The organism is Rhodococcus sp. LB1, from assembly GCF_001583455.1.
Lineage (GTDB): Bacteria > Actinomycetota > Actinomycetes > Mycobacteriales > Mycobacteriaceae > Rhodococcus_F > Rhodococcus_F opacus.
Genome location: NZ_LTCZ01000096.1, coordinates 357 through 19,713 on the forward strand (window position 1 = coordinate 357; position 19,357 = coordinate 19,713).

At 63.7% G+C, this 19,357-nt stretch carries 17 protein-coding genes; all 17 read right to left on the reverse strand.

The features are described 5' to 3' along the window. Positions 1–513 precede the first annotated feature (513 nt). Positions 514–717 (reverse strand): hypothetical protein, encoded by a 204-nt coding sequence (locus AZG88_RS15985; RefSeq protein WP_156517502.1) that lies wholly within the window; start codon positions 715–717, stop codon positions 514–516. A gap of 10 nt (positions 718–727) precedes the next feature. Further along, on the reverse strand, positions 728–3,682 hold the full coding sequence (locus AZG88_RS15990) for a helix-turn-helix transcriptional regulator (RefSeq protein WP_061698220.1): 2,955 nt from the start codon (positions 3,680–3,682) through the stop codon (positions 728–730). A gap of 53 nt (positions 3,683–3,735) precedes the next feature. Then, entirely contained in the window at positions 3,736–4,608 is an 873-nt protein-coding gene (locus AZG88_RS15995) for an alpha/beta hydrolase family esterase (protein ID WP_061698222.1), read from the reverse strand. A 25-nt stretch (positions 4,609–4,633) separates the two neighbouring features. Further along, positions 4,634–5,032, reverse strand: a complete 399-nt coding sequence (locus AZG88_RS16000) for a hotdog fold thioesterase (protein ID WP_061698225.1) — start codon at positions 5,030–5,032, stop codon at positions 4,634–4,636. Positions 5,033–5,096: 64 nt separating this feature from the next. Continuing rightward, complete coding sequence (locus tag AZG88_RS16005) at positions 5,097–6,497, reverse strand: acyl-CoA synthetase (RefSeq protein ID WP_061698274.1); 1,401 nt, start codon at positions 6,495–6,497, stop codon at positions 5,097–5,099. Positions 6,498–6,556: 59 nt separating this feature from the next. Beyond that, positions 6,557–7,888, reverse strand: coding sequence for a glycine cleavage T C-terminal barrel domain-containing protein (locus AZG88_RS16010; RefSeq protein ID WP_061698227.1), 1,332 nt, complete (start codon positions 7,886–7,888; stop codon positions 6,557–6,559). A 48-nt stretch (positions 7,889–7,936) separates the two neighbouring features. Further along, positions 7,937–8,794 carry a formyltetrahydrofolate deformylase gene (gene purU / locus AZG88_RS16015; protein ID WP_197487837.1) on the reverse strand — a complete coding sequence of 286 codons (858 nt, stop codon included), beginning with the start codon at positions 8,792–8,794 and terminating at the stop codon, positions 7,937–7,939. Positions 8,795–8,819: 25 nt separating this feature from the next. Beyond that, on the reverse strand, positions 8,820–9,749 hold the full coding sequence (locus tag AZG88_RS16020; protein ID WP_061698275.1) for a bifunctional 5,10-methylenetetrahydrofolate dehydrogenase/5,10-methenyltetrahydrofolate cyclohydrolase: 930 nt from the start codon (positions 9,747–9,749) through the stop codon (positions 8,820–8,822). A gap of 87 nt (positions 9,750–9,836) precedes the next feature. Further along, a complete protein-coding gene (locus AZG88_RS16025; protein WP_197487832.1) occupies positions 9,837–10,220 on the reverse strand; it encodes a nuclear transport factor 2 family protein in 384 nt (127 codons plus the stop codon). 75 nt (positions 10,221–10,295) lie between these two features. Continuing rightward, positions 10,296–11,504: an acyl-CoA dehydrogenase family protein gene (locus tag AZG88_RS16030; RefSeq protein WP_061698233.1), complete on the reverse strand. Its 1,209-nt coding sequence runs from the start codon at positions 11,502–11,504 to the stop codon at positions 10,296–10,298. A gap of 321 nt (positions 11,505–11,825) precedes the next feature. Continuing rightward, entirely contained in the window at positions 11,826–13,127 is a 1,302-nt protein-coding gene (gene eno, locus AZG88_RS16035; RefSeq protein ID WP_156517503.1) for a phosphopyruvate hydratase, read from the reverse strand. Next, entirely contained in the window at positions 13,124–14,149 is a 1,026-nt protein-coding gene (locus AZG88_RS16040) for a phosphotransferase family protein (protein WP_061698237.1), read from the reverse strand. The genes eno and AZG88_RS16040 overlap by 4 nt, the downstream gene beginning before the upstream one ends. After that, on the reverse strand, positions 14,146–15,156 hold the full coding sequence (locus tag AZG88_RS16045; protein ID WP_061698239.1) for a C-terminal binding protein: 1,011 nt from the start codon (positions 15,154–15,156) through the stop codon (positions 14,146–14,148). The genes AZG88_RS16040 and AZG88_RS16045 overlap by 4 nt, the downstream gene beginning before the upstream one ends. Positions 15,157–15,160: 4 nt before the next feature. After that, complete coding sequence (locus tag AZG88_RS16050; protein ID WP_061698241.1) at positions 15,161–16,006, reverse strand: fumarylacetoacetate hydrolase family protein; 846 nt, start codon at positions 16,004–16,006, stop codon at positions 15,161–15,163. A 65-nt stretch (positions 16,007–16,071) separates the two neighbouring features. Then, on the reverse strand, positions 16,072–16,542 hold the full coding sequence (locus tag AZG88_RS16055) for a nuclear transport factor 2 family protein (protein ID WP_061698242.1): 471 nt from the start codon (positions 16,540–16,542) through the stop codon (positions 16,072–16,074). 273 nt (positions 16,543–16,815) lie between these two features. Beyond that, on the reverse strand, positions 16,816–17,556 hold the full coding sequence (locus tag AZG88_RS16060) for an SDR family oxidoreductase (RefSeq protein WP_061698243.1): 741 nt from the start codon (positions 17,554–17,556) through the stop codon (positions 16,816–16,818). Positions 17,557–17,708: 152 nt separating this feature from the next. After that, positions 17,709–18,974 carry a PucR family transcriptional regulator gene (locus AZG88_RS16065; RefSeq protein ID WP_197487833.1) on the reverse strand — a complete coding sequence of 422 codons (1,266 nt, stop codon included), beginning with the start codon at positions 18,972–18,974 and terminating at the stop codon, positions 17,709–17,711. Positions 18,975–19,357: the final 383 nt, after the last annotated feature.

Here is a 19,357-nt window from a genome sequence, read left to right on the forward strand (position 1 = left end):
GGAACACCTGCCGCATAGGACTTCTCGTGCGTGACGACGACATCTTCCTCGTCGAAGGTGTACCTGTCGGTGCTGGGCTTGGTCAAGGGTGTTCCTTCAAAAGTGTGGGTCGAGGTCCGTCTGGTGGTGCGGATTAGGCGGATTCTCGTGGATTCGTGCGACGCCGGCTCTTCTTGTGGGCGGCGCTCATCTCCATGTGAGTTCTGTGATTTCGGTATCCATCGGTCGCACCGGTCTCGGGGCTGGCACGTAGCCTTTTTAGTTCGTCGATGGGCAGTACACCGTCGGGAAGGGTTTCGAGGATCCGAGCGAGATGTTCATCGTATCGAGCTGCTCATGCCGAACTCGACGAGAACGTCTTCTGGTCGTGGTCCGCCGAAAGGCATCCATCGGCGTGCGAACTCGAGGATTGCCGTGTCGATGCTGTCCACCGTTTTCGTCCTTTCTGAGTTCGCGGCTGGGCCGAGCGCGACGTGTTCGTCCTCGGTGAGGTCGTGCGTCTGGTGGTGACAGTTATCCGCGCCGGCGTTCGGAGGAGATCGGTGTCCTCGGGATGCGCGGATCGGTGAAAGGATCGGTGCCGGCCATGGCGATGACCCGTTGTTGGACGCGCGCGAGTGCGATCTGGCGGATCAGGTGGAGGGCGCACACCCGTGATCGTCCCGGTGCAAGCAGGCCAACGGTGGTGATCACGGCATGACGGAGTAATGGGAGCATGCACGCTTCCTTAGTAGTAGGGAGTGTTGTCAGGGCTCTGCGAGGGGTTTTGGCGCTCGTCAGCTCGCAGTATCTGCGGGATTTTCGTCGCGTCGTCAAGTGCGGTACGCAGCCTCTCGCGGGAGTCGATGTCGAGTTTTCGGTAGATGTTTCGCCGATGCCATTCGACAGTGCTCATCGTCAGGTAGAGGGTTTCGGCGATGCTTCGGGTGGTCATACCGTCCGCGAGCAGGCCTGCGATCCGTTGTTCGCTCGGGGTCAGCGCCTTGAGTCCTCGCAGGACCGGTCTGCGGGGCCGTGCCCCACTGACGAGCAGTTCCTGATGCGCCTGCTGCTCGACCGCCGTGGCCCCGGAGTAATGGGCGAGATCCAGGGCCTTCCGAAGGGTCTGTCGGGATTGAACCTTGCGCCCGGCCCGGCGTTGCGCGGATCCCAACTCGATGAGGGTACGCGCCATTTCGAGGGGCGAGCTTTCGGTGGACTCGAGTACGGTGGCCGATTCTTCGAGCAACGCGATGTCGGGGTTGGGTGAGGCGATCAGCGCCCGGTACCGGAGCGCAGAGCCCAAAGTTGAGCACAGCCCGAACTCGCGTGCAAGCTCGATGCCGCGGTCCATCAGTTCGATAGCCGCATCGGTCTTTCCGATCGCGTGGAGCGCGAGCCCCGCGAGTGATCGCCAGGGGGCGAGCATGTAGCCGGGGTTGTGGAAGCCATTGGCTTCGAGAAGGTTCCCCGTGCTGAGGAAGTCGTCGGCGGCGCCGACGTTGTCTCCTTGAACCAGGCGTAGCCGGCCCCGGGCCATGTAGAACCAGACATTCAACGTTCGCGTCTCTCGGCTGCGGAGTTGCGTCTCTGCATCGTGAACGACCTCCGCTGCCAGCTCGAGTTCCCCGCGGTCGAGCAGGCAGTAGGCCATGAGTCCTTGCGGCGCCGGGACGGTCGAGTTCCAGCCGCGTTTCATTCCCAGGATCGCGGTCTGTGCGTCGACCATCGCCTCGCTGACTCGCCCGAGCGAGTACATCGCCATCGACCTGGCGAGAGAAATCTCGGCGAAGATCAAGGAGTCGCCGCGCATGCGAGCGTCGGTGAGGACACTGCCGGCGACCTTGGCGGCGTCTTGGGCGCGCCCACACCAGGTCAGGGCAAGGATGGCGTGGCTGATGGTCATGCCATCGGAGGTCTCTCGCCACAATGTCACACCGTCGCCGAGGGCTCGAAGAATAAGTTCAGCGTGGTCGGCGGAGCGGGGCACGGACATGGCGCGGAACACACCCAGGTGCAGGACCAGAAGGCGTTCGGCTGAACTCAGCGCGGCGTGTGACGGGAACGTTGCGGCGAGTGCGCTGACCCGTTTGTGGGCTTCGTGGGGGTGGTCGGCCAGGTAGGTCGCCGAGGCCATGTATCCGGCCTCGAATCGCAGGGCGAGGTCGCGGTCGCGGTCGGTGAAGGTGTCCGCTCCGCGGCGGAAGACGGGCAGCGCTTCGGCCGGGCGACCGTACCGGAACAGGGTTTGGCCCAGTGCATGCATTGCCCGCGCCTGTTCTTCCGGTTCGTCGATCAGTTCGAGGGCGGCTTCGAGGTGACCGAGAGAGTTGGTCTCACCTGCGGCGGCTTCCATGATGCCGAGGTCGATCAGCAGGTTGGCGTGTTGGCGCGGGTCGTCATACTTCATCGTCAGGGCGCGGCGCAGGTAGCAGGCAGCCGCGCGGGGAGCACCTTTTCGTGCCGCGCTCTTCGCTGCCGAGTGCAGGGCCGAGTGTGCCCACTCGGCGTCGGTCGGGGTGCCTCTCATGACGTGCACCGCGACTTCGTCCATGTCCGCATCCGACGCCCGGAGCACTTTGGCGGCCTCGAGATGCAATCTCGCTCGTTCATGCGAGGGGAGTTTCCGGTAGACGGCGGCGCGGATCATGGGGTGATAGAACGACACGTTCGCCTCGTCGGCGAAAATCTGTGCCGCGGTCAACCGTTCGGCCGCGATGGTGGCATCCGCAAAGTCCAGGCCACCCAGTTCTGCCGCGGTGGTCAGTGATGTGGAGGTGCCCAGGACGGTGACAGCACGAGTCAGGGCCAGCGCGTCGTCACCGAGCCGTGCGATGCGGAGCAAGACGCTGCGCGTCACCGATTCGGGTGCGGTGTCGGGAACCACGCCGGACGGGTCGGCGGCTCCGACGGCTGAACGCGAAATCATCGCCGTGGCGAGTTCACGAAGCAGGAATGGGTTCCCGCGGGTGGCCGTCCAACTCTCCTCGACCAGGGCGTCATTTTCTCCGGCGTCGGGTAGCAGCGTGTGCAGTAGCTTTTTGACTCCGTCGCGGCTCAGCTCGGTCGGTTGGAGGGTATGCGAGGCCTGTAACGCAATCCTGGCGACGAGTTCGTTCTCCGCTGCGGGGTCGCCGGTGCGGACCGCCCCGACGATGGTGACCGGGAGGTCCCCCAGTCGCTGGGTGAGATAGAGCAGAAACCGTATGGACAGCTCGTCTCCCCACTGCAGATCGTCGGCGATCAGGACCAGTGGCCGCTCTTCGGCAAGGTTGGCGATCAACCAGTAGAGGCTGTGCAGGAGTACGAACTGATCGGTCAGCGCGGTGGTGGTCTCGTGCAGTGGGCGGTGGAGCATCGGCTCGGCCAGAGCGGCGTGACCACGGAAGACCGCGTCCCGCTCGGCGGAGGTGGCCCGTGTGAGCCGGGTCTCGAGGAGTCGTAGGACGAGCCCGAGCGGAAAGTCCTGCTCGAGTTCTCCTCCACAGGTGGTGAGTACCTCGGCCCCGACCTCCACGCCGATGTGATGCGCGGCGGTGAGTAGTCTCGACTTCCCGATCCCGCTGGGCCCCTCGATCAGCAGCATCTGGCCGTCCCCGCGGGCTCCGCTGCGCACGGCCCGGGTAATCGCCTCGACCTCTCGGCCGCGTTCGAACAGTGGAGCGGGCACGTCGGCCCGCGTGGGACGTTCAGGAGTGGGCATGTGCTCTTTCTCCGCGGACGGTACGGTCCCCGGAGTTGTCGGGCGTACTGCGGTCACCGGAACGAGTCGGTGTACTGGTTCTCGACGTCATTGATGAAGTCCAAGTGCGCCTGTGACGCATCGAGGTCGCCGGAACAGCCGAACTGTGAGATGTGGTCGCGGTCCCGCGTCCCCGGCCATGCGTGCTCCGCGTCGTCCACTCTGATCAGCCGTACGGCCGCGAATCCAGTCGAGTCACGATAGTCGACGGCGTGAATGGTGTCGGTGATCGCCCGCACCGTCGGAACTGGTTCACATCCCACTGCGCCAGCCCAGCGCTGTACCGCTGACTCCACCGATTCCGACCACCGGCTGCCCGCGCCCCCGTCGTAGGGGTTGAGGTGATCGCGCCGTCCGTGAATCGCGAGCACCGGCGCGCACTCGCCCACGCCGTCGACGAAACGCACTCCACTGACGAAACACACCGAAGCGAGTGAGCTGCCGGATCGTGCGGCCAGGTGCGCACTCAATCGAGCGCCCCCGGAATAGCCACGCAAGTGGATCCGCGACGGGTCGGCACCGTGCCGCTGGACGACTTCAACGATAAGTTCACCGATGAACATCACGTCGTCGGGTTCCTGCCGTGGCTCGGATTCACCGGGCAACGGGCTGCCGGGAACGTTCCACGCCCAGCCTGTAGGCCATTCGGGCAGGAGACGAAACGGAATGTCGGCCCGTGGCAATACGACGACTGCCCCTCGTTCAGCCAACGAGTGCGCGGCAGTGACTGCGATGTGTTCTTCCGGTGACGACCCGCTACCGTGCAAATCGACGATGACCGGCGACGTTGCCAGGTCGCCTCCGACCGCACTCACCATCGTGTATCGGCGCACGTCGTCACCGACCCGCATTTCGAACGATTGCGCTGTCGTCAAGGGTGTGCGCATCGTCAATCTCCTTCGCTGATAAGCACTACGGGGTAGCTTCGGTGCGGGTTCTGCGGGTAGCCCGTCCCGTTGCCCGGGCCACTATCTGACCGTCGGCGACGCGGACCAACCGGACTGTGTAGAGGTTCTCGCGGGCCAGGTGCTCTGCGACGGTCGCGGTGGCGATCAGGCGATCGCCGCGATACGCGGGACTGAGGTAGTCGATGTGGACACCGCTGACCACCCCGGTGTTGATGCCATCGTTGGCTGCTGCCGCCAACGCGGCCCCGACGATGGAATAGAGCAGTGCGCCATGAGCGGTCGCGTGAGGATTGAGGTGATGGTGATTCACCGTCAGCGCCGCGGTAGCGTGGCCTTCCCTGAGCGTGTCCACCTCGACTCCGAGATAGTCTGCGTATGCGTCTTGTCGGTGATCGGTCTCCACATCGTCTCCATTCGTTTGTGCGGCCGGCCCGAGGTGCCGGCACCGCGTCGCCTGAGCATCACATTCACTGTGTGAGCGCGGACTTCTGCACCTTGCCCATCGCGTTGCGGGGCAAACTGTCTACCACCCTGACCTCCCGGGGGCGTTTATGCCTCGAGAGGTTGTGTGACACGAACTCGATCAGTGCCTCCGATTGTGCAACGTCGCCTACGACGTACGCGACGATGCGTTGACCCAAGTCGGCGTCCTCGACCCCGATTACGGCCGCCTCGATGACATCGGGGTGATCCAGTAGCGCCGCTTCGACCTCTCCAGCACCAACTTTGAACCCTCCGGTCTTGATGAGATCGACGGATTCCCGGCCGACGATCCGGTGGTAGCCGAAGTCATCGACGACGGCGACGTCACCGGTGCGGAACCATCCGTCCTCGGTGAAGCACTCTGCCGTGGCGTCCGGTAACCCAAGGTAGCGATCGAACAGGTTGGGTCCCTGCAGTTGCAGTTCACCCACGGTTTCACCGTCGGCTGGTACGGCAACGCTGTTCTCCATGATCCTGGTACGCACACCGGGCACCGGGGTGCCGACCCACCCCGGCCGGCGTTCACCGGTGGCACGCATGGCCAGCGCGATCAGGGTCTCGGTCATTCCGTAGCGTTCAACGGGGATCTGGCCGGTCAGTTCGGCCACTGCGGCGGCGACCGATACCGGTAGCGGCGCACTGCCCGACACGAGGAGCCGAGCGCTGGCCAATGGTCGGGCGGTGGCCGGATCCGCGACCAGGCGCGACCAGATAGTGGGCACCGCGAAGACCACCGCGTTGGGGTGGTTATCGGCTGCGGCAGCGTAGTTCGCCGGAGACGGACGTCCGGTGTGAACGAGGCTGCCGCCTCGGCGAAGTGCCCCGAGCAGACCGAGCACCAGCCCGTGGGCGTGAAACAGGGGCAGGCCGTGGATCACGACGTCGTCCCCGGTCCAGTCCCACGCGGTGGCCAGCCCGTCCAAACCGGCCGCCATCGCGCCGAGCGACATCACCACACCTTTGGGTTTGCCCGTGGTCCCGGAGGTGTACATGATCATCGCGGTGTCGGTGGGCTGCCCCTCGGACCAGATGGGCGTGCGCCGTTCTGTCCGATCGACGGGGATTCGCTCGATTTCTGGATCCGACTCCCCCGGGGGGCCGAGTAAAATCGCGGCCTTGGAATCGCGGATTATGTGGTTACGTTCGACCACCCCGGCATCGGGCGGTACCGGCACGAACGGGACACCGGCCTGCAGACACCCGACCACGGCGACCACGGTTTCCACACTGGCCGTGGCATGGACTGCAGCGGCCGGTGCGCCGCGTATCCGTGCTGCGACGGCGCCGGCCGCTTCGAACAGTTCGTCACGCCGTAGCGTGATGTCCCCGATCGTCACAGCCGGTGCCGTGGTGTCGGCGGCGAGTGTCAGCTGGGGCAGGAGCATCATCGATCCGCTATTTCCTTCGATGTAGGTGTACGAATGGTCCTTGCGGCGTCACTCGCTCAGCTCGCTCCGGAAAGCGACAGATCCTTGCGGCGCTCGTCCTGCTTGTACGGTTTGCGCGCGACGGTTGCGCGGATCTCGGTTTGCGGTTCACCCGGATTTCCCCACAGCACCTTCACCTCGGTGCCGGGCTCCGAGTACTCGACGTCGATAAAGCTGATCGCCAGCGCCTTCCGGTATGTGTAGCTGTAACCCGGATGGGTTGACTGACCGACCTCGCGGCCGTCGACGAGGATCTTGTCCGCCCAGTTGCTCGCGAACGGAGGATGTGGAATCTCGAACAGGTGGTAGACGGGACCATCGCTGAACATCGACGAGTAGATCGCGATGAGGTCGTCGCTGTTGAATTCGAGAGTGACTCCCACCCTGCGGGGCTGGGCTACCAACGCCTCGAGTGCGCTGCGTCCGATGAAGTCGTGATCGAAGTTGATGCTCTTGGTCCAGCCGAGCTCGACCGGGTTCCGGTGGAGGCCCTCGATGTCCGGCCCGTCCCAGCTTCCGGTGAACGTCGCGCCGAAGTCGTAGCGCAACGGACCTTCCATGACGGTGCCGACCCACTCGTCGGGCAGGTGCTTGTCCATGAATTCGACATACTCGCGGTTGGTTCCGCCGGCAAGCGCGCTGAGGTAATGCACCGAGGCGGTCGGATACCAGGACTCGAGGTGATTGAGCTGGATCCACCGCCATCCGAGTCGACGGATGCCGAACTCCTGGCCGGCCTCCACTACCGCGGCGTAGACCTCGTCGTGGCCTTCCATCGGACCGTGGAGTTCGAAACCGATCTCCCCTGCCATGCCTTGGCGAAGCAGCATCACGCCACGGCCGGCGATGGTGGCGTACTTGCTGTTCATGAACTTGACGTCGCGGAGGCTGGCACCGGTCAGCTTCTCCATCAGCGGCAGTGCCTTCGGTCCGGACACCTGCAACTTGTGAGTGGACGGGAACGATGCCTTGGCATCGTAGTCACCGGTCTCGAGATGGAACAGCGTCCACTGCGGGACACCGCACTCGAGTTCGAAATCCTCTTCGCCGTGGCGGATCAGGATCCCCTCGGTGATCACATTCCCGTTCTCGTCACATTGGACGCAGTGCTTTGCTTTGCCGATGGGGAAGTTCGCGAAGCTGTTGATCGACAGATCTGACAGCAGGCGAAGCGCATCGGGACCGGTGATGCGAATCTGTGGGACGAACGACCAGTCCCCGATGTAGACGGTGTTCTTCCATGCCCACTGCTCATCCTTCCACCCCGTGTACTCGGGCAGTCCGATGTTCGGTGGATACGGCATCGGAGCTGCAGAGGTGAAGGCGCGGAACGGCGCTGAATCTGTCATCGGAGTGGAACCCTTCGTGAGATGTGATGCTGATGGTGGCTCGAGCGGTTACGTGAAGACGACGGTGCGGATTCCGTCGAGAAGGACCCGGTTCTGGGTGTGTCGTTGGACAGCCCGGGCGAGGGCGACGCATTCGGTGTCGCGGCCCAGCGCCGTGACCTCTTCCGCGGTCATCGAGTGGTCGACCCGGGCAACCTCCTGCTCGATGATGGGACCCTCGTCCAGATCACCGGTGACGTAGTGGGCGGTCGCGCCGACCAGCTTCACCCCTCGGTCATGAGCTTGGTAGTAGGGGCGTGCGCCCTTGAAGCTCGGCAGTATCGAGTGGTGGATGTTGATCGCCCGACCCTCGAGTTCCTTACACAGGTCGGAGGACAGGATCTGCATATACCGCGCGAGAACGACGAGGTCGACGCGGAGTTCTTCGACCAGTCGCAGAAGTGCTGCCTCGGCCTCGGGTTTCGTCTCCGACGTCACTGCCACGTGATGGAACGGGATATCGTAATGGTCAGCCAGGAATCCGAGGTCGGGATGGTTCGACACCACTGCCACGATCTCGATGTTGAGAGTGCCGATGCTGGCGCGGTACATCAGATCGTTGAGGCAATGCCCGAACTTGCTGACCATGATCAGAACTCGTTGCTTCTCACTGCTCTCAGCCAGCCGCCAGGCCATCGCGAACGTCGTTGCGATCGGTTCGAACGCCACCCGCAAAGCATCGATCGAAAGGGCGTGCGGATGTGCCCCTTCGAACTGGACGCGCATGAAGAACATGCCGCTGCCGGGATTACCGAACTGTTTGCTCTCGACGATGTTGCAGTCGTGTTCGACGAGAAACTTGGAGACCGCAAAGACGATGCCCGGCGAATCAGGGCATGACAACGTGAGCACGTAGCCGGGATTTATCTGCGGGGATGTCGAATTCATGACATCACACCATTTCCAGTACACCGTTGCCGGCGGCCCGGACGGCGTTGCGCCCGGCCAGGACGGCGTTGCGCAGCAGCCAGACATCGGTGACGGGTCCGATACCGCCTGGAACGGGGGTCAGAGCGCGGGCACGCGTAGCCACCTGGGCGAAGTCGACGTCGCCGACCATACGGACCGCACCGGTCTCGGGATCGCGGGCCGGGTTGATTCCCACGTCGAGGACGATGGCGCCTTCGCGCACGTGCTCGGCCCGGATGAGACCGGGGACACCGGCGGCCACGATCAGCACGTCGGCTCGTCGGGTATGCCATCCCAGACGACCGTTTTGGCTTGCCCAGACATCGATCGACTGCACCGCCGCCTGCCGGTCATAGGCGAGCGACACGGCCGGCTTACCCACTGTGTTGGAGCGCCCCACGACGACGATGAGATTCCGATGGTAGAAATCGGCGCGATTCTCACCGACGGCGTCCAGCCACGAGTCGAGCACGTAGAACACCGACGCTGCGGTCGACGGGACGAATCGGGGGGTGCCCAGGGCGAGCAGTCCCGCATTTTCCGGATGCACCGACTCGATGTCCTTCGCCGGGGAGAGCTCCCGGAAGACGTCGACCTCACAGATGTGTTCGGGAAGTGGCCGCAGGATCAGGATGCCGCTGATGGCGGGGTCGCTATTGAGGGCTCGGATCGTGTCCAGCAAGTCGTCTTGGCTGGTGTCGGATCCGAAGCGCAGTTGTCGACAGGGCACGCCGAGTTCGTCGGCGATCTTGCCGATCCGTCGTTGGTAGACCGTGGCTCCGTAGTTGTCGCCCACCACGACCGTTGCTATACCGCATTCGCCGCCGTCCGCCCTGAGCTGCTGGACTTCGAGGGCGACTTCTTCCTTGAGCTTGGCGGCGATCTTGCGGCCGTCGATCACTTCGGCGGTCATCGTGAACACCTCTCTGGGACTGACTGATCGAACTTTGCTGGTTGGCGGTCGGCGAATCGCACGTATCGGTGCCGATCCTGGTGTGCCTCATGCATCGACAAAACCCACTTTGCGGAGGGTGGGGCCGATGGTTTCGTAGGCGTGGTGGGTGTCGTGGTATTCCGCGATCTTGACGATGACGCCGTTCCGAAACTCGAACAGGAAATGAAAGTTGTTGTGGTAGATGCGTCCTTCGGTCAGTTCGGCATGGAGTGTTACTTCGACTGCGGCGCGGTCGCCTTCACATGTCTTCGCGCCAACGGTCAACTCGACGGCACCGGATACCTGTGCGCCGAACTCGTCCATGAACTCGCCGATTCTGTCTTCGACGTTTCCGGCGCCGGCCGACCACCAGGTCAAATTCTCATCTGCGTACCGCTCGATAGCGGTGCGCACACCCTGATTTGCCATCGTTTCGAAGAACAAGTCCACTGTCTCGGCGGTGGTAGTCGTCATCTTCGTCCCCGTTCGCGCGTGCATCTGTTGGTTTCTCGGTAATGGGCGGGTCTAGACCAGATCGGTGACGGTGTTGTCGACACCGAGCAGCGCCTTGCCGTAGACCTCGTAGCCGATGTCGGGGATGACGTGCGCGTGGCGTGCCCCGGTGCTCGAGTCGCGCCAGATCCGCTGCAGCGGGTTGTTCTCCGCGAAGCTGCCGGCGCCGCTGGCGAAGAGCAGGTCGTTGATGGCTTCCACGACGGTCTCGACGGCCTTGCCGGTGTCCGCGCGTACGCGTGCCCGTGTGGTGTAGTCGAGGTAGCTGCCGTCGGCAGCAGCGTTGTCGACGTCGTCGGCGCCGCGATACGCATGCAGCATCGCGGTGTCGAGTTTGGTCGCGGCCTTCGCGATGGCCAGCTGAAATGCGACCGAATCGGCCTGAGTGTCGAAGTGGGTGTACGAAATCGACTTCTTGGAAGCCTTCTCCGTCACCATCCGCAGGGCCGCACGGCCCATCCCCAGCTGCGGTCCGACCATGTTCAGTGTCAGGAATGGAACGAACGAGGAGCGGTACATCGTCTCGTCGGTGAGTTCGGTGGCATAGGTTCCTTGAATCGCCTGCGACACCGACATGACGCGATGACTGGGGACGAAGACGTCCTCGACGACGATGCAGTTGCTTCCGGTGGACTTCATTCCGGCGACATACCAGGTCTTTTCGATGCGGTAGTCGGTCGCGGGAACGAGCGCCATCCCACCGTCGACCGTCTCGCCTTCCGCGTTGGTCACCGGGATGGCGACCACGGCCCACGTCGCGTGCGAGGAACCGGATGCGAAGAACCATCGCCCGCTTACCCGGTACCCGCCGTCGACCTTGGTGGCCTGCGAACTCGGGGTGATGACGCCGCACACGCGTGCATCGGGGTCGCTGCCGAAGACGTCGTCTTGGGCACGTTGGCTGAACAACCCGGTCAGCCACGCGGTGCCGTTGAGGATCGTGGCGACCCAGGCCGTCCCTCCGTCTGCCTCGCCAATAGCGGCCGTGACCTCCATAAGGGTACGCATGTTGGTCTCGTAGCCCCCATAGCGCTTGGGGACTGCGAGCTTGAAGAGTCCGGCCTCGGTGAGCGCGTTGATCGATTCCTGGGCGACGCGGCCATCGGACTCGCCCTTGGCGGCGTTGTCAGCAAGCAGCGGACCCAGATCACGTGCGCGTTGGACTAGTTCGTCCTTGGTCGGCGCGTCGGTCGCCCGGTCACTTGTCTGCAGGGTGGTCATCGGTAATCCTCCTGAATGAGTTCTGCCGCGCGGTGTCTTCGGCGTGGGGCGCGGTTCGGTTCTCGTCGGCTTGGCCATTGGTGTTGGCTACCGGAGCGATCGGTGTTACTTCAAAAGCTTGTGATATCCATGATGTGTGACGGCCGCCACTCGCCTCTTGTGCGCTGAGCCACAACCTCGGCTGTCGAATTGCGCTGCACGGCGAGCGGATGGTCACGCCTCATCACAGAACTCGAGTGAATGGGGTTCGACACTCGGCCGCGGTGGCGTCGCCGACTACTCGGCCTTCGTTCAACCTTGCGAGTGCTGGCCGGAGTCGAGTCAGCTGCGCCGGCGGGGTGCGATGCCGGAGCGGCCGGCGAAGGTCGCTTCTCCTGCCAATTCGGCTTCCAGCTGGAGCAGGCGGTTCCATTTCGCCGTGCGTTCCGACCTGGCGAGTGAGCCGACCTTGATCTGGCCGGTTCGCCACGCCACCGACAGATCCGCGAGCCACGATTCCTCGGTTTCGCCCGATCGGGCGGATAACACCGTTGCGTAGGAGGAGTCGTTGGCGGCCTGAATGAGGGCGCGGGCGTCGGACACGGTGCCGATCTGGTTCGGTTTGACCAGGACCGCGTTGGCGGCGCCGAGCTTGTTGCCGTGCTGAAGCCGATCAACGCTCGTGGTGAACAGGTCGTCGCCGATGATCTGTGTCCGGGCGCCGAGTTGGTCGGTGACCTCGACCCACCCTTCCCAATCATCCTCGGCCATCGCATCCTCGATCGAGATGACGGGGAAGTCTTCGGCCCATTGCGCCAGCTCTTCCGCCCATTGCGCCGCCGTCAGCTGTCGGTCCTCGGCGGTGAGGACATATCGCTGCGAGGATGCGTCGAAAAACTGGGTGGCGGCGATATCGAGTGCGATTCCCACGTCGGTGCGGGGGGCAAAGCCGGCCCGTTCAATGCCGCGGGTGACGACGTCGAGTGCGGCGCGATTGGTGGGCAGTTGTGGACCGTAGCCACCTTCGTCGGCAACCAGAGCTGTGGAGTAGCCCAGGTCATTGAGGTGGGCGGCGGTGGCCCAGCGGACTCGGTCGACCCATTCGAGCGCTTGAGCGAAGCTGGTTGCTCCGACGGGCATGACCAGAACGTCCTGAATGTCCACCGCTCGACCGGCGTGTGCGCCGCCGGACAGGATGTTGATCATGGGCATGGGGAGCTCGGCAGGAAGGTCGTCAGCCGCGGCGTAACGCCAGAGCGGTTGTTGCGCGGCGGCAGCAGCGGCCTTCAGGGTCGCGAGTGAGACGGCCAGTGCTGCATTGGCCCCGAGCTTCGAGAGGTTCCCGGAGCCATCCGTTGCCCGCAACGTTTCATCGACGCCGCGCTGGTCGCTGCTGTCCAAACCGATCACGGCCTTCGCGAGCGGGCCGTTGACATTGGCGACTGCGCGGAGAACACCCTTGCCCCGGTAGCGGGAACCGCCGTCGCGCAGCTCATGGGCTTCGTGAGCACCGGTGGACGCACCAGACGGCGCGATCGCCGTGCCCGTCGCACCGCCTCGCAGCCGTACTTCACACGCCACGGTGGGATTGCCGCGGGAATCGAGCGCCTCCCAGGCGAGAACGGAGGAAATAGTTGAGCTCACGTCAGAACACTCCAGAGTTGTTGGACGACATCACTATCAATACTTCTTGCGTTGAGCAGCTCAATTGCGGCTCGTTGCGCGGCTTCTCGTTGTGGTGGCTCGAGGTATGCGGCGGGGGACTTGCCGTCGGTACGGGCCAGGACGACCGCGGCCGTATGCCGGACGAGGCCGAACGGGTCCGGTTTCAGTGCGCCGGGTACGTCGCGGTTGTACGCGGTCAGGAAGTTCTGCGCACACCCCCGGTACACCGCGCGGTGACGGGGCGCGTGCGCCGTCTTGCACATCAGGTGGGCGAGCATGAAGGCCAGGTCGAAAACCGGATTGCCGAAATGAGCAACTTCCCAATCGATCACCCACGCCGACGGTCCCGAGGCAAGCACATTCTTGGGCGAGTAGTCGCCATGAACCAGACATTTCGGGTGTTCGGTCAGTTCTGCGGCGAGCGCGCCCAGGGGGCCGGCGAGGTCGGGTAGCCGGCGTGCAACGGCCCGGTGAAACGGGTCGATTCGCAGGTCGACGAACGACTCGGTGTCACCGAATCGGGACGCGAGAATCGGGTCGCCGAAGGTGCCGGCATGCAGGGCCGCAAGGATCTCCCCGAGACGCGCTGCGGTATCTGCACTGCCTTCACTTCCCCCCGCCATGAGTTCGGACTTCCAGTCGTGGAGGTCTGGTGGGGCGTGCTGCATGACGAGGATCAGCCGGTCCTGATCGACCGAGGCAACCGACGGAACACTGTCGGGTACACGGTCACCGACCACCTGTAGTGCCGCGGCTTCGTTGAGGATCCGAGAGGGATCGGCGCGCCACTCCGCCGCAACCTTCAGTCGTGCGAGCGCCTGTTTGACCACCCAGGACCCATTCGAGGCGTGCACGGCGAAAGCATCGGCCGAGACGCCGCCACTGAGTACCTCGACAGTGCCGCCCCCCTCATCAACCACTCCGCGGTCGACGAGGTAGTCGATGACGGACTCCGCGGTCAACGCCGCATGCGGAGCGAGATGGGCCTCTGACTGGCTCATTGCGATTGTCCTACGGTTAGGCGGAGGTCGGCTCTGGCTAGAATGCCGGGGTTGACCGTGTTGACCGGTGGTGTCCCCGATAGAGCGGACAGCACGTTGGCTGCGGCCTGCTGGCGTAGATCATTGAGAGCTTCGACAGAATTGAAAGCCGCATGGGGCGTGACGATCACGTTAGGCAAGCTCAGTAGCGGATTGCCCGGTGCCGGAGGGTCGGCGTCGAGAACATCGATCCCGGCGCCGGCGATTCGGCCGGTGCGCACCGCGTCCGCCAACGCATCGGTATCGACGATCGGTCCGCGCGCAGTGTTGATGAGATAGGCGGTAGGCCGCATGGCCGCGATGACCGAAGCATCGATAAGTCCTCGGGTGTGCTCGGTCAACGGGATGTGGATGCTGAGGAAGTCCGCGGTCGCGGCCATGTCGATGAGCGACGGCGCTGCGGTTATGCCATCGGGCAGGGCGGAATCGGACACGGTGCGGCTATAGACCACTACCCGCATGCCGATTCCCTGAGCGCGCGATGCAAGCGCCTGGGCCGTCGCTCCCCAACCCACGACACCGAGGACGCTGCCGCGGATACGGAACATCGGCCCGGCCGCCATGTTCGACCATCCACCCGATCGCGTTTGCTCGGCAAACGACACGACTCGCCTGCCGAGGGTCAGCATCAGGGCGAGTGCGTGCTCGGCGACTTCGTCGGTGCAGAACACGGGCACCCTGCTGACCAGAATGCCCTGGCGGGTCGCGGCATCGACGTCGATGTTGTCGACCCCCACTCCGAACCGCGCGATCGTTCGGCAACGGACCGCGGCGTCGATGACGGTCGCCGGCAACGGGAGCCAGTTGACCATGATGGCGTCGAAGTCCGCGACCGCGTCGACGAGTTCATCATGATCGCTGCTCGGAGCAGCGACCACCTCGATGCCGGCCGCCCCGAGCACCGTCTGCTCGACGTCGAGGTCGGGCCAGGCGTGGTCGACCACCAGGACGCGGTCTTTCCCCGGCACTGCGTCACGGTGCGACAAAGCGGTGCCTCATCTGGCCGAGTTCGGGCGATGTGCTGACGAGGATGTCCCCGTCTGCCAAAAAGCGCGGCGGGTCCATCGTGGCTCCCACACCGGGAGGGGTGCCCGTGAAGATGAGGTCGCCGGGGAGCAGGGTTACCAGCCCGGAAAGGTACTCGATCAGCGCGGCTACCGAGAAGATCAGGCTCTGGGTGTGCCCTTTCTGGACTTGTTCGCCGTTGACCGAGCATGCGAGTTCAATGTTGTCGCGGTCCGCCAGTTCGTCCGGGGTGACGAGGAACGGCCCAATCGGACTGAAGCCCGGCCGAGATTTACCCAAGCTGAACTGCGGGAACTGCTTGGGTCGGTTTTGGGCCTCCCGGTCCGAGATATCCTGCCCGAGAGTGACACCTGCGACAACATCCCATGCATTCTCGGCTTTGACGGCGTTCACCGTCTCACCGATCACGACAACCAGTTCAACCTCCCAATCGACCTGCGGACCGGTGATGGTGATATCACCGGTCGGTCCCGTCACCGAGCTGGGAAACTTGGTGAAGGTCAACGGGCTGTCCGGCAAGGAGAAGCCGCCCTCGTCAACATGGGATGAGTAGTTCAGGCCGACTCCGAACACCTGCGGAGGACGGGGTGACGGTGCGTCCAACTGTTCTGTCACCAACGGGCCGGTTGGTGACAACGAGGCGGACGCCAGCCACTGCGTGAACTCACGCCACACGGGAAACACGTCAGTCGGCGACGGACCGAACGCGCCCTTGCTGGCCGTCTCGACATCGACGACACCCCCACCCGGATGTAGTACGACGAATCGGCCTGATTGATTGGCGAACTTCATGGCTGGTCTCCTTCGAGCGATGAGTTGGTCAACCCCGCCTCGGCGGCGCTGGTCGGGTTGGGGGATTAGACGGGTTTCCGCCACAGTTCGTACGAGTTCTCGCGAATGATGAGGCCGTCTTTGATGTGAAAGCTGTGCACTATCCGCATGTCGACAAGGCTGCCGACCGGCATCGGATGGTTCGGGAAACCGTGTCCGCTCACCAGTTTGACCAGCGCTTCGCTGTCGTCGAAGACTCGATCGGGAGTTGCGAACCGATCCACGCGCCGCGCAGAGATGAACTCGAGGCTGTCGCAGATCGCTCGGTAATTCTCGATGATTTTCGGCACGTTCCCCTTCTGGTAAATACGCCGCCCGGGGGTCTCCCACTCCACATCGGGGTGGTAGAGCTCGGCAAGCTTGTCCAGCTGCTCAGGGTTCTCCCATTCCATGTGCCAGTGCGCGAGCCACAGGGCCCGTTCCACCGTGCCGATCGGAGGCTTGACGTGTTCGTCCCAGTCATAAACGTGAGCAGCCTGCACCAGCTGTTCGCTCATGGTGTTCCCTTTCGTAGTGGTTCGGCGCGCGGTGTGCCGCGTGGTCTGCCGGCCAACCGACGTGCGCCCATAACCCCGTTCTGTGCACGTGTCCCTCGTCCGAAGGCGGTGGCAGTGGGGGTCGTGATCCATCGTGCGTGACGGGGGTTACACCGCTCTTGCGCGCCGAGCATAAGAACGGAACTCGCGTTTGGTCCCCGGTGTGGACGAGGCGATCCCGCCGATGCGCCGTCAGTGCCGGTACTGGCGCGCCCGCGATCGGGAAGCCGCGGCCTAGCTCAGCCGATCACTCGCCGGACTCGCATCCAGCCGTGGCCGTATGGAGATTTCCTCGACGAACGACTTCGCCGGTCCCGTCACGACATAGCTGATGAAGTCGGCTACGTCGCTGGCCATTCGGGGTGAATAGTCTCTATAGAGACCATCAGGCATGTGTTGGGCAGCCCGAAGGTGTTCCGACCGTGTCGTCGCTTCCTCGGTCGGTGCCGATCTGATCTTCGCGAGCCGGACGCCGGAATTGCTCACTTCCGCTTCCAGCAATCGGTCTAACGCGCGAGTCTCGGAATAGACTGCACCTCCGTCCGGCTCGATGCACTCAGTGCACGGGTTCTCGGCGGTACTGACAACGACAATGATCCCGTCGTCCGCTGCGGCGAGGTGAGGCAGAAACGCTTTCGTCAGGCGTAAGGCACCGAGGATGTTGGTCTCCCACCGCCACCGCCAGTCGTCGGTGCTGGCGTCTTCCCGTGATTCCAGACGCCGTGGGCCGCTGGCGATGATCAGCGCGGAAACACTGTGAATTCTTTCCGCGAATGAGTGGACGGAATCCTCGGAAGTCACGTCCAGATGCATCGCCTCGCCGCCGATATCGGCGGCGAGCTCGACACATCTATCGGCGCCTGTTGCGCCGAGAACAACGTGGAACCCACCGTTGGCCAACGCCCGGGCCGTGGCTTCACCCAGACCCGTGGCTGCGTCGACGACGACAGCCGTCTCGGCGGGTGCGTCAACCATGGGTTCTCTTTTCTCGAGTGAGCGACCCGTCAGCCCGCGAACTGGAGTCCCGGGAGATCAGGTGGGTCGTCCTCGAGCCAGTGAACGTCAGAGCTGCTGGCCGCAGCAAGTGGCTCGTAGCGAAACGTATTGGCGCTTCTAGGGTCGAGAGCTCAATTCCTCTCTCTAGGTGCGGACGCGTCACATACCAAACTTTCCTTGAGGACCAGCGCTGCCCATGTCTCGAGCGTCCGCTCATCGAGTGAATGTCCCAGCAGATCCTCGACTCTCTTCAACCGGTACGCGACGGTGTTTCGCACGACGAAGAGTTCCTGGGCGGCCGCGAGGGGACTCCGCCGATGTCGTAGATAGGCGATTGCGGTCTTGCGTAGTTCGGAGTGCTGCGCGTCGTCACCGGCGAGGTCGCTCAGCTCAGCCCGGACGAAGTAGGTCGCCTTTTCCCTGTCCTGTGCAAGCAGCGTGAGCAGATGTACTGAGGGAAAATCGACGATTGGTTCGCTGATTCCTGGCAAAATCTCGGTCACCCGTTTGCTCGCCGCGGCTTCTTCGTGTGTCCGGGCGAACCCGTCAACGCCGTCGTGGCTGGTGCCGACTGCTGCGCGTACCCCGGCTGCCAGCATCGCCGGAGAGTCTGTCCCCTGCCCGATGAAGGGACGAACGCTGTTGCCCCACCCGTGCATGCTGTGACGGCCATGGGGAACGAGGAGGGTTTGTTCTGCACCGACCGCATGCAGGAGTGCCATCGCGCTGGTGTGCAACGCCGATCCGCTGGCCCCTTCGACGGTGTCCGCCCACAGCACCACCCCGATGTGCTGGCGATGAGAAAGCGTGTAGTGGAGGATGTTCTCCGCGTCCGTGGTGTCGGGGATCTTCCCGTCGAGTATGGAGCGAACGACTTCGTCTCGCGCTGCGACGGTGGACATGATCCAGCGCTCGTGCTCTTCTCCGTATTCGCGGCCCACTGCGGCCGAGAACCGGTTGACGAAATTGAATAGCACCTCTGAGGTCAGTTGCAATTGATCGGGTTGTGCGGCGATGGGAACCGATTCCACGCAGGCCCGCATGTACCCCTCGGCCAACCAGGAGTGACCCTGCCGCATGGCTGCCCAGATGATGTGAAGAGGGATTCCGCGGTGTACCCAATCCTGGATTGCACGGACCGCGTCCTCTGTGATCTCCGGTGTTTCCCCGTCACCGCGATCTATGCCCAACATCGCAATGATGGCTGCCGACTCTGTCCCCAGCCGCAGCGTCGCCAATTGCGGAGCTCCCGAGCCGAACTCGGGGAAGTTCAACACAGCGCGCGCTGCGACGTCACGCCCGAGTCGGATCGCCCAGTCGACTGCGCCGCGGCCGAGTTCCTCTCTTGCCGGATCCAGTAACTGGGGGGAACAAACAGGCTCGACCCGTTGCTCCACATCTATGTGGAGATCTCGGACCCATGTGCCCCGTTGCTTGGTCACCGCAATACACATCCTTGTGTCGTGCCCGCCCAACGGTCAGAACGTCATCGATCATTTTCCGCTTCGGCGACGTTCGGGCTTAGGACTCATGGGACCCGAACTCTGTCGCCGGGCGTCGGCATAGTCATTATCCTCGACGCGATGCTCGGCAGTAGTGCTCTGAGCGCAAAAATTTCGCCAGTGATATTGGCTTTGAGCACAAAAAACCCGGAGATGTGGCTGGGAGCCTAACTGGCGGGCTGATTCTGCTGGCGAAGCCAGTCGGTCGTTGCAACCAGTAATGACTTGAGTCGTTCGCCCACTGGGCGGCGGACTGAATTCGATCTTGTTCCTTCACC

Excerpts from the sequence above, each read along its gene's own strand:
- AZG88_RS15990 (WP_061698220.1), bottom strand. The coding sequence starts at position 3,682 with ATGCCCACTCCTGAACGTCCCACGCGGGCCGACGTGCCCGCTCCACTG.
- AZG88_RS16020 (WP_061698275.1), bottom strand. The coding sequence starts at position 9,749 with ATGACCGCCGAAGTGATCGACGGCCGCAAGATCGCCGCCAAGCTCAAG.
- AZG88_RS16030 (WP_061698233.1), bottom strand. The coding sequence starts at position 11,504 with ATGACCACCCTGCAGACAAGTGACCGGGCGACCGACGCGCCGACCAAG.
- AZG88_RS16010 (WP_061698227.1), bottom strand. The coding sequence starts at position 7,888 with ATGACAGATTCAGCGCCGTTCCGCGCCTTCACCTCTGCAGCTCCGATG.
- AZG88_RS15995 (WP_061698222.1), bottom strand. The coding sequence starts at position 4,608 with ATGCGCACACCCTTGACGACAGCGCAATCGTTCGAAATGCGGGTCGGT.
- AZG88_RS16060 (WP_061698243.1), bottom strand. The coding sequence starts at position 17,556 with ATGGTTGACGCACCCGCCGAGACGGCTGTCGTCGTCGACGCAGCCACG.
- AZG88_RS16040 (WP_061698237.1), bottom strand. The coding sequence starts at position 14,149 with ATGAGCCAGTCAGAGGCCCATCTCGCTCCGCATGCGGCGTTGACCGCG.
- AZG88_RS15985 (WP_156517502.1), bottom strand. The coding sequence starts at position 717 with ATGCTCCCATTACTCCGTCATGCCGTGATCACCACCGTTGGCCTGCTT.
- AZG88_RS16055 (WP_061698242.1), bottom strand. The coding sequence starts at position 16,542 with ATGAGCGAACAGCTGGTGCAGGCTGCTCACGTTTATGACTGGGACGAA.
- AZG88_RS16005 (WP_061698274.1), bottom strand. The coding sequence starts at position 6,497 with ATGCTCCTGCCCCAGCTGACACTCGCCGCCGACACCACGGCACCGGCT.
- AZG88_RS16050 (WP_061698241.1), bottom strand. The coding sequence starts at position 16,006 with ATGAAGTTCGCCAATCAATCAGGCCGATTCGTCGTACTACATCCGGGT.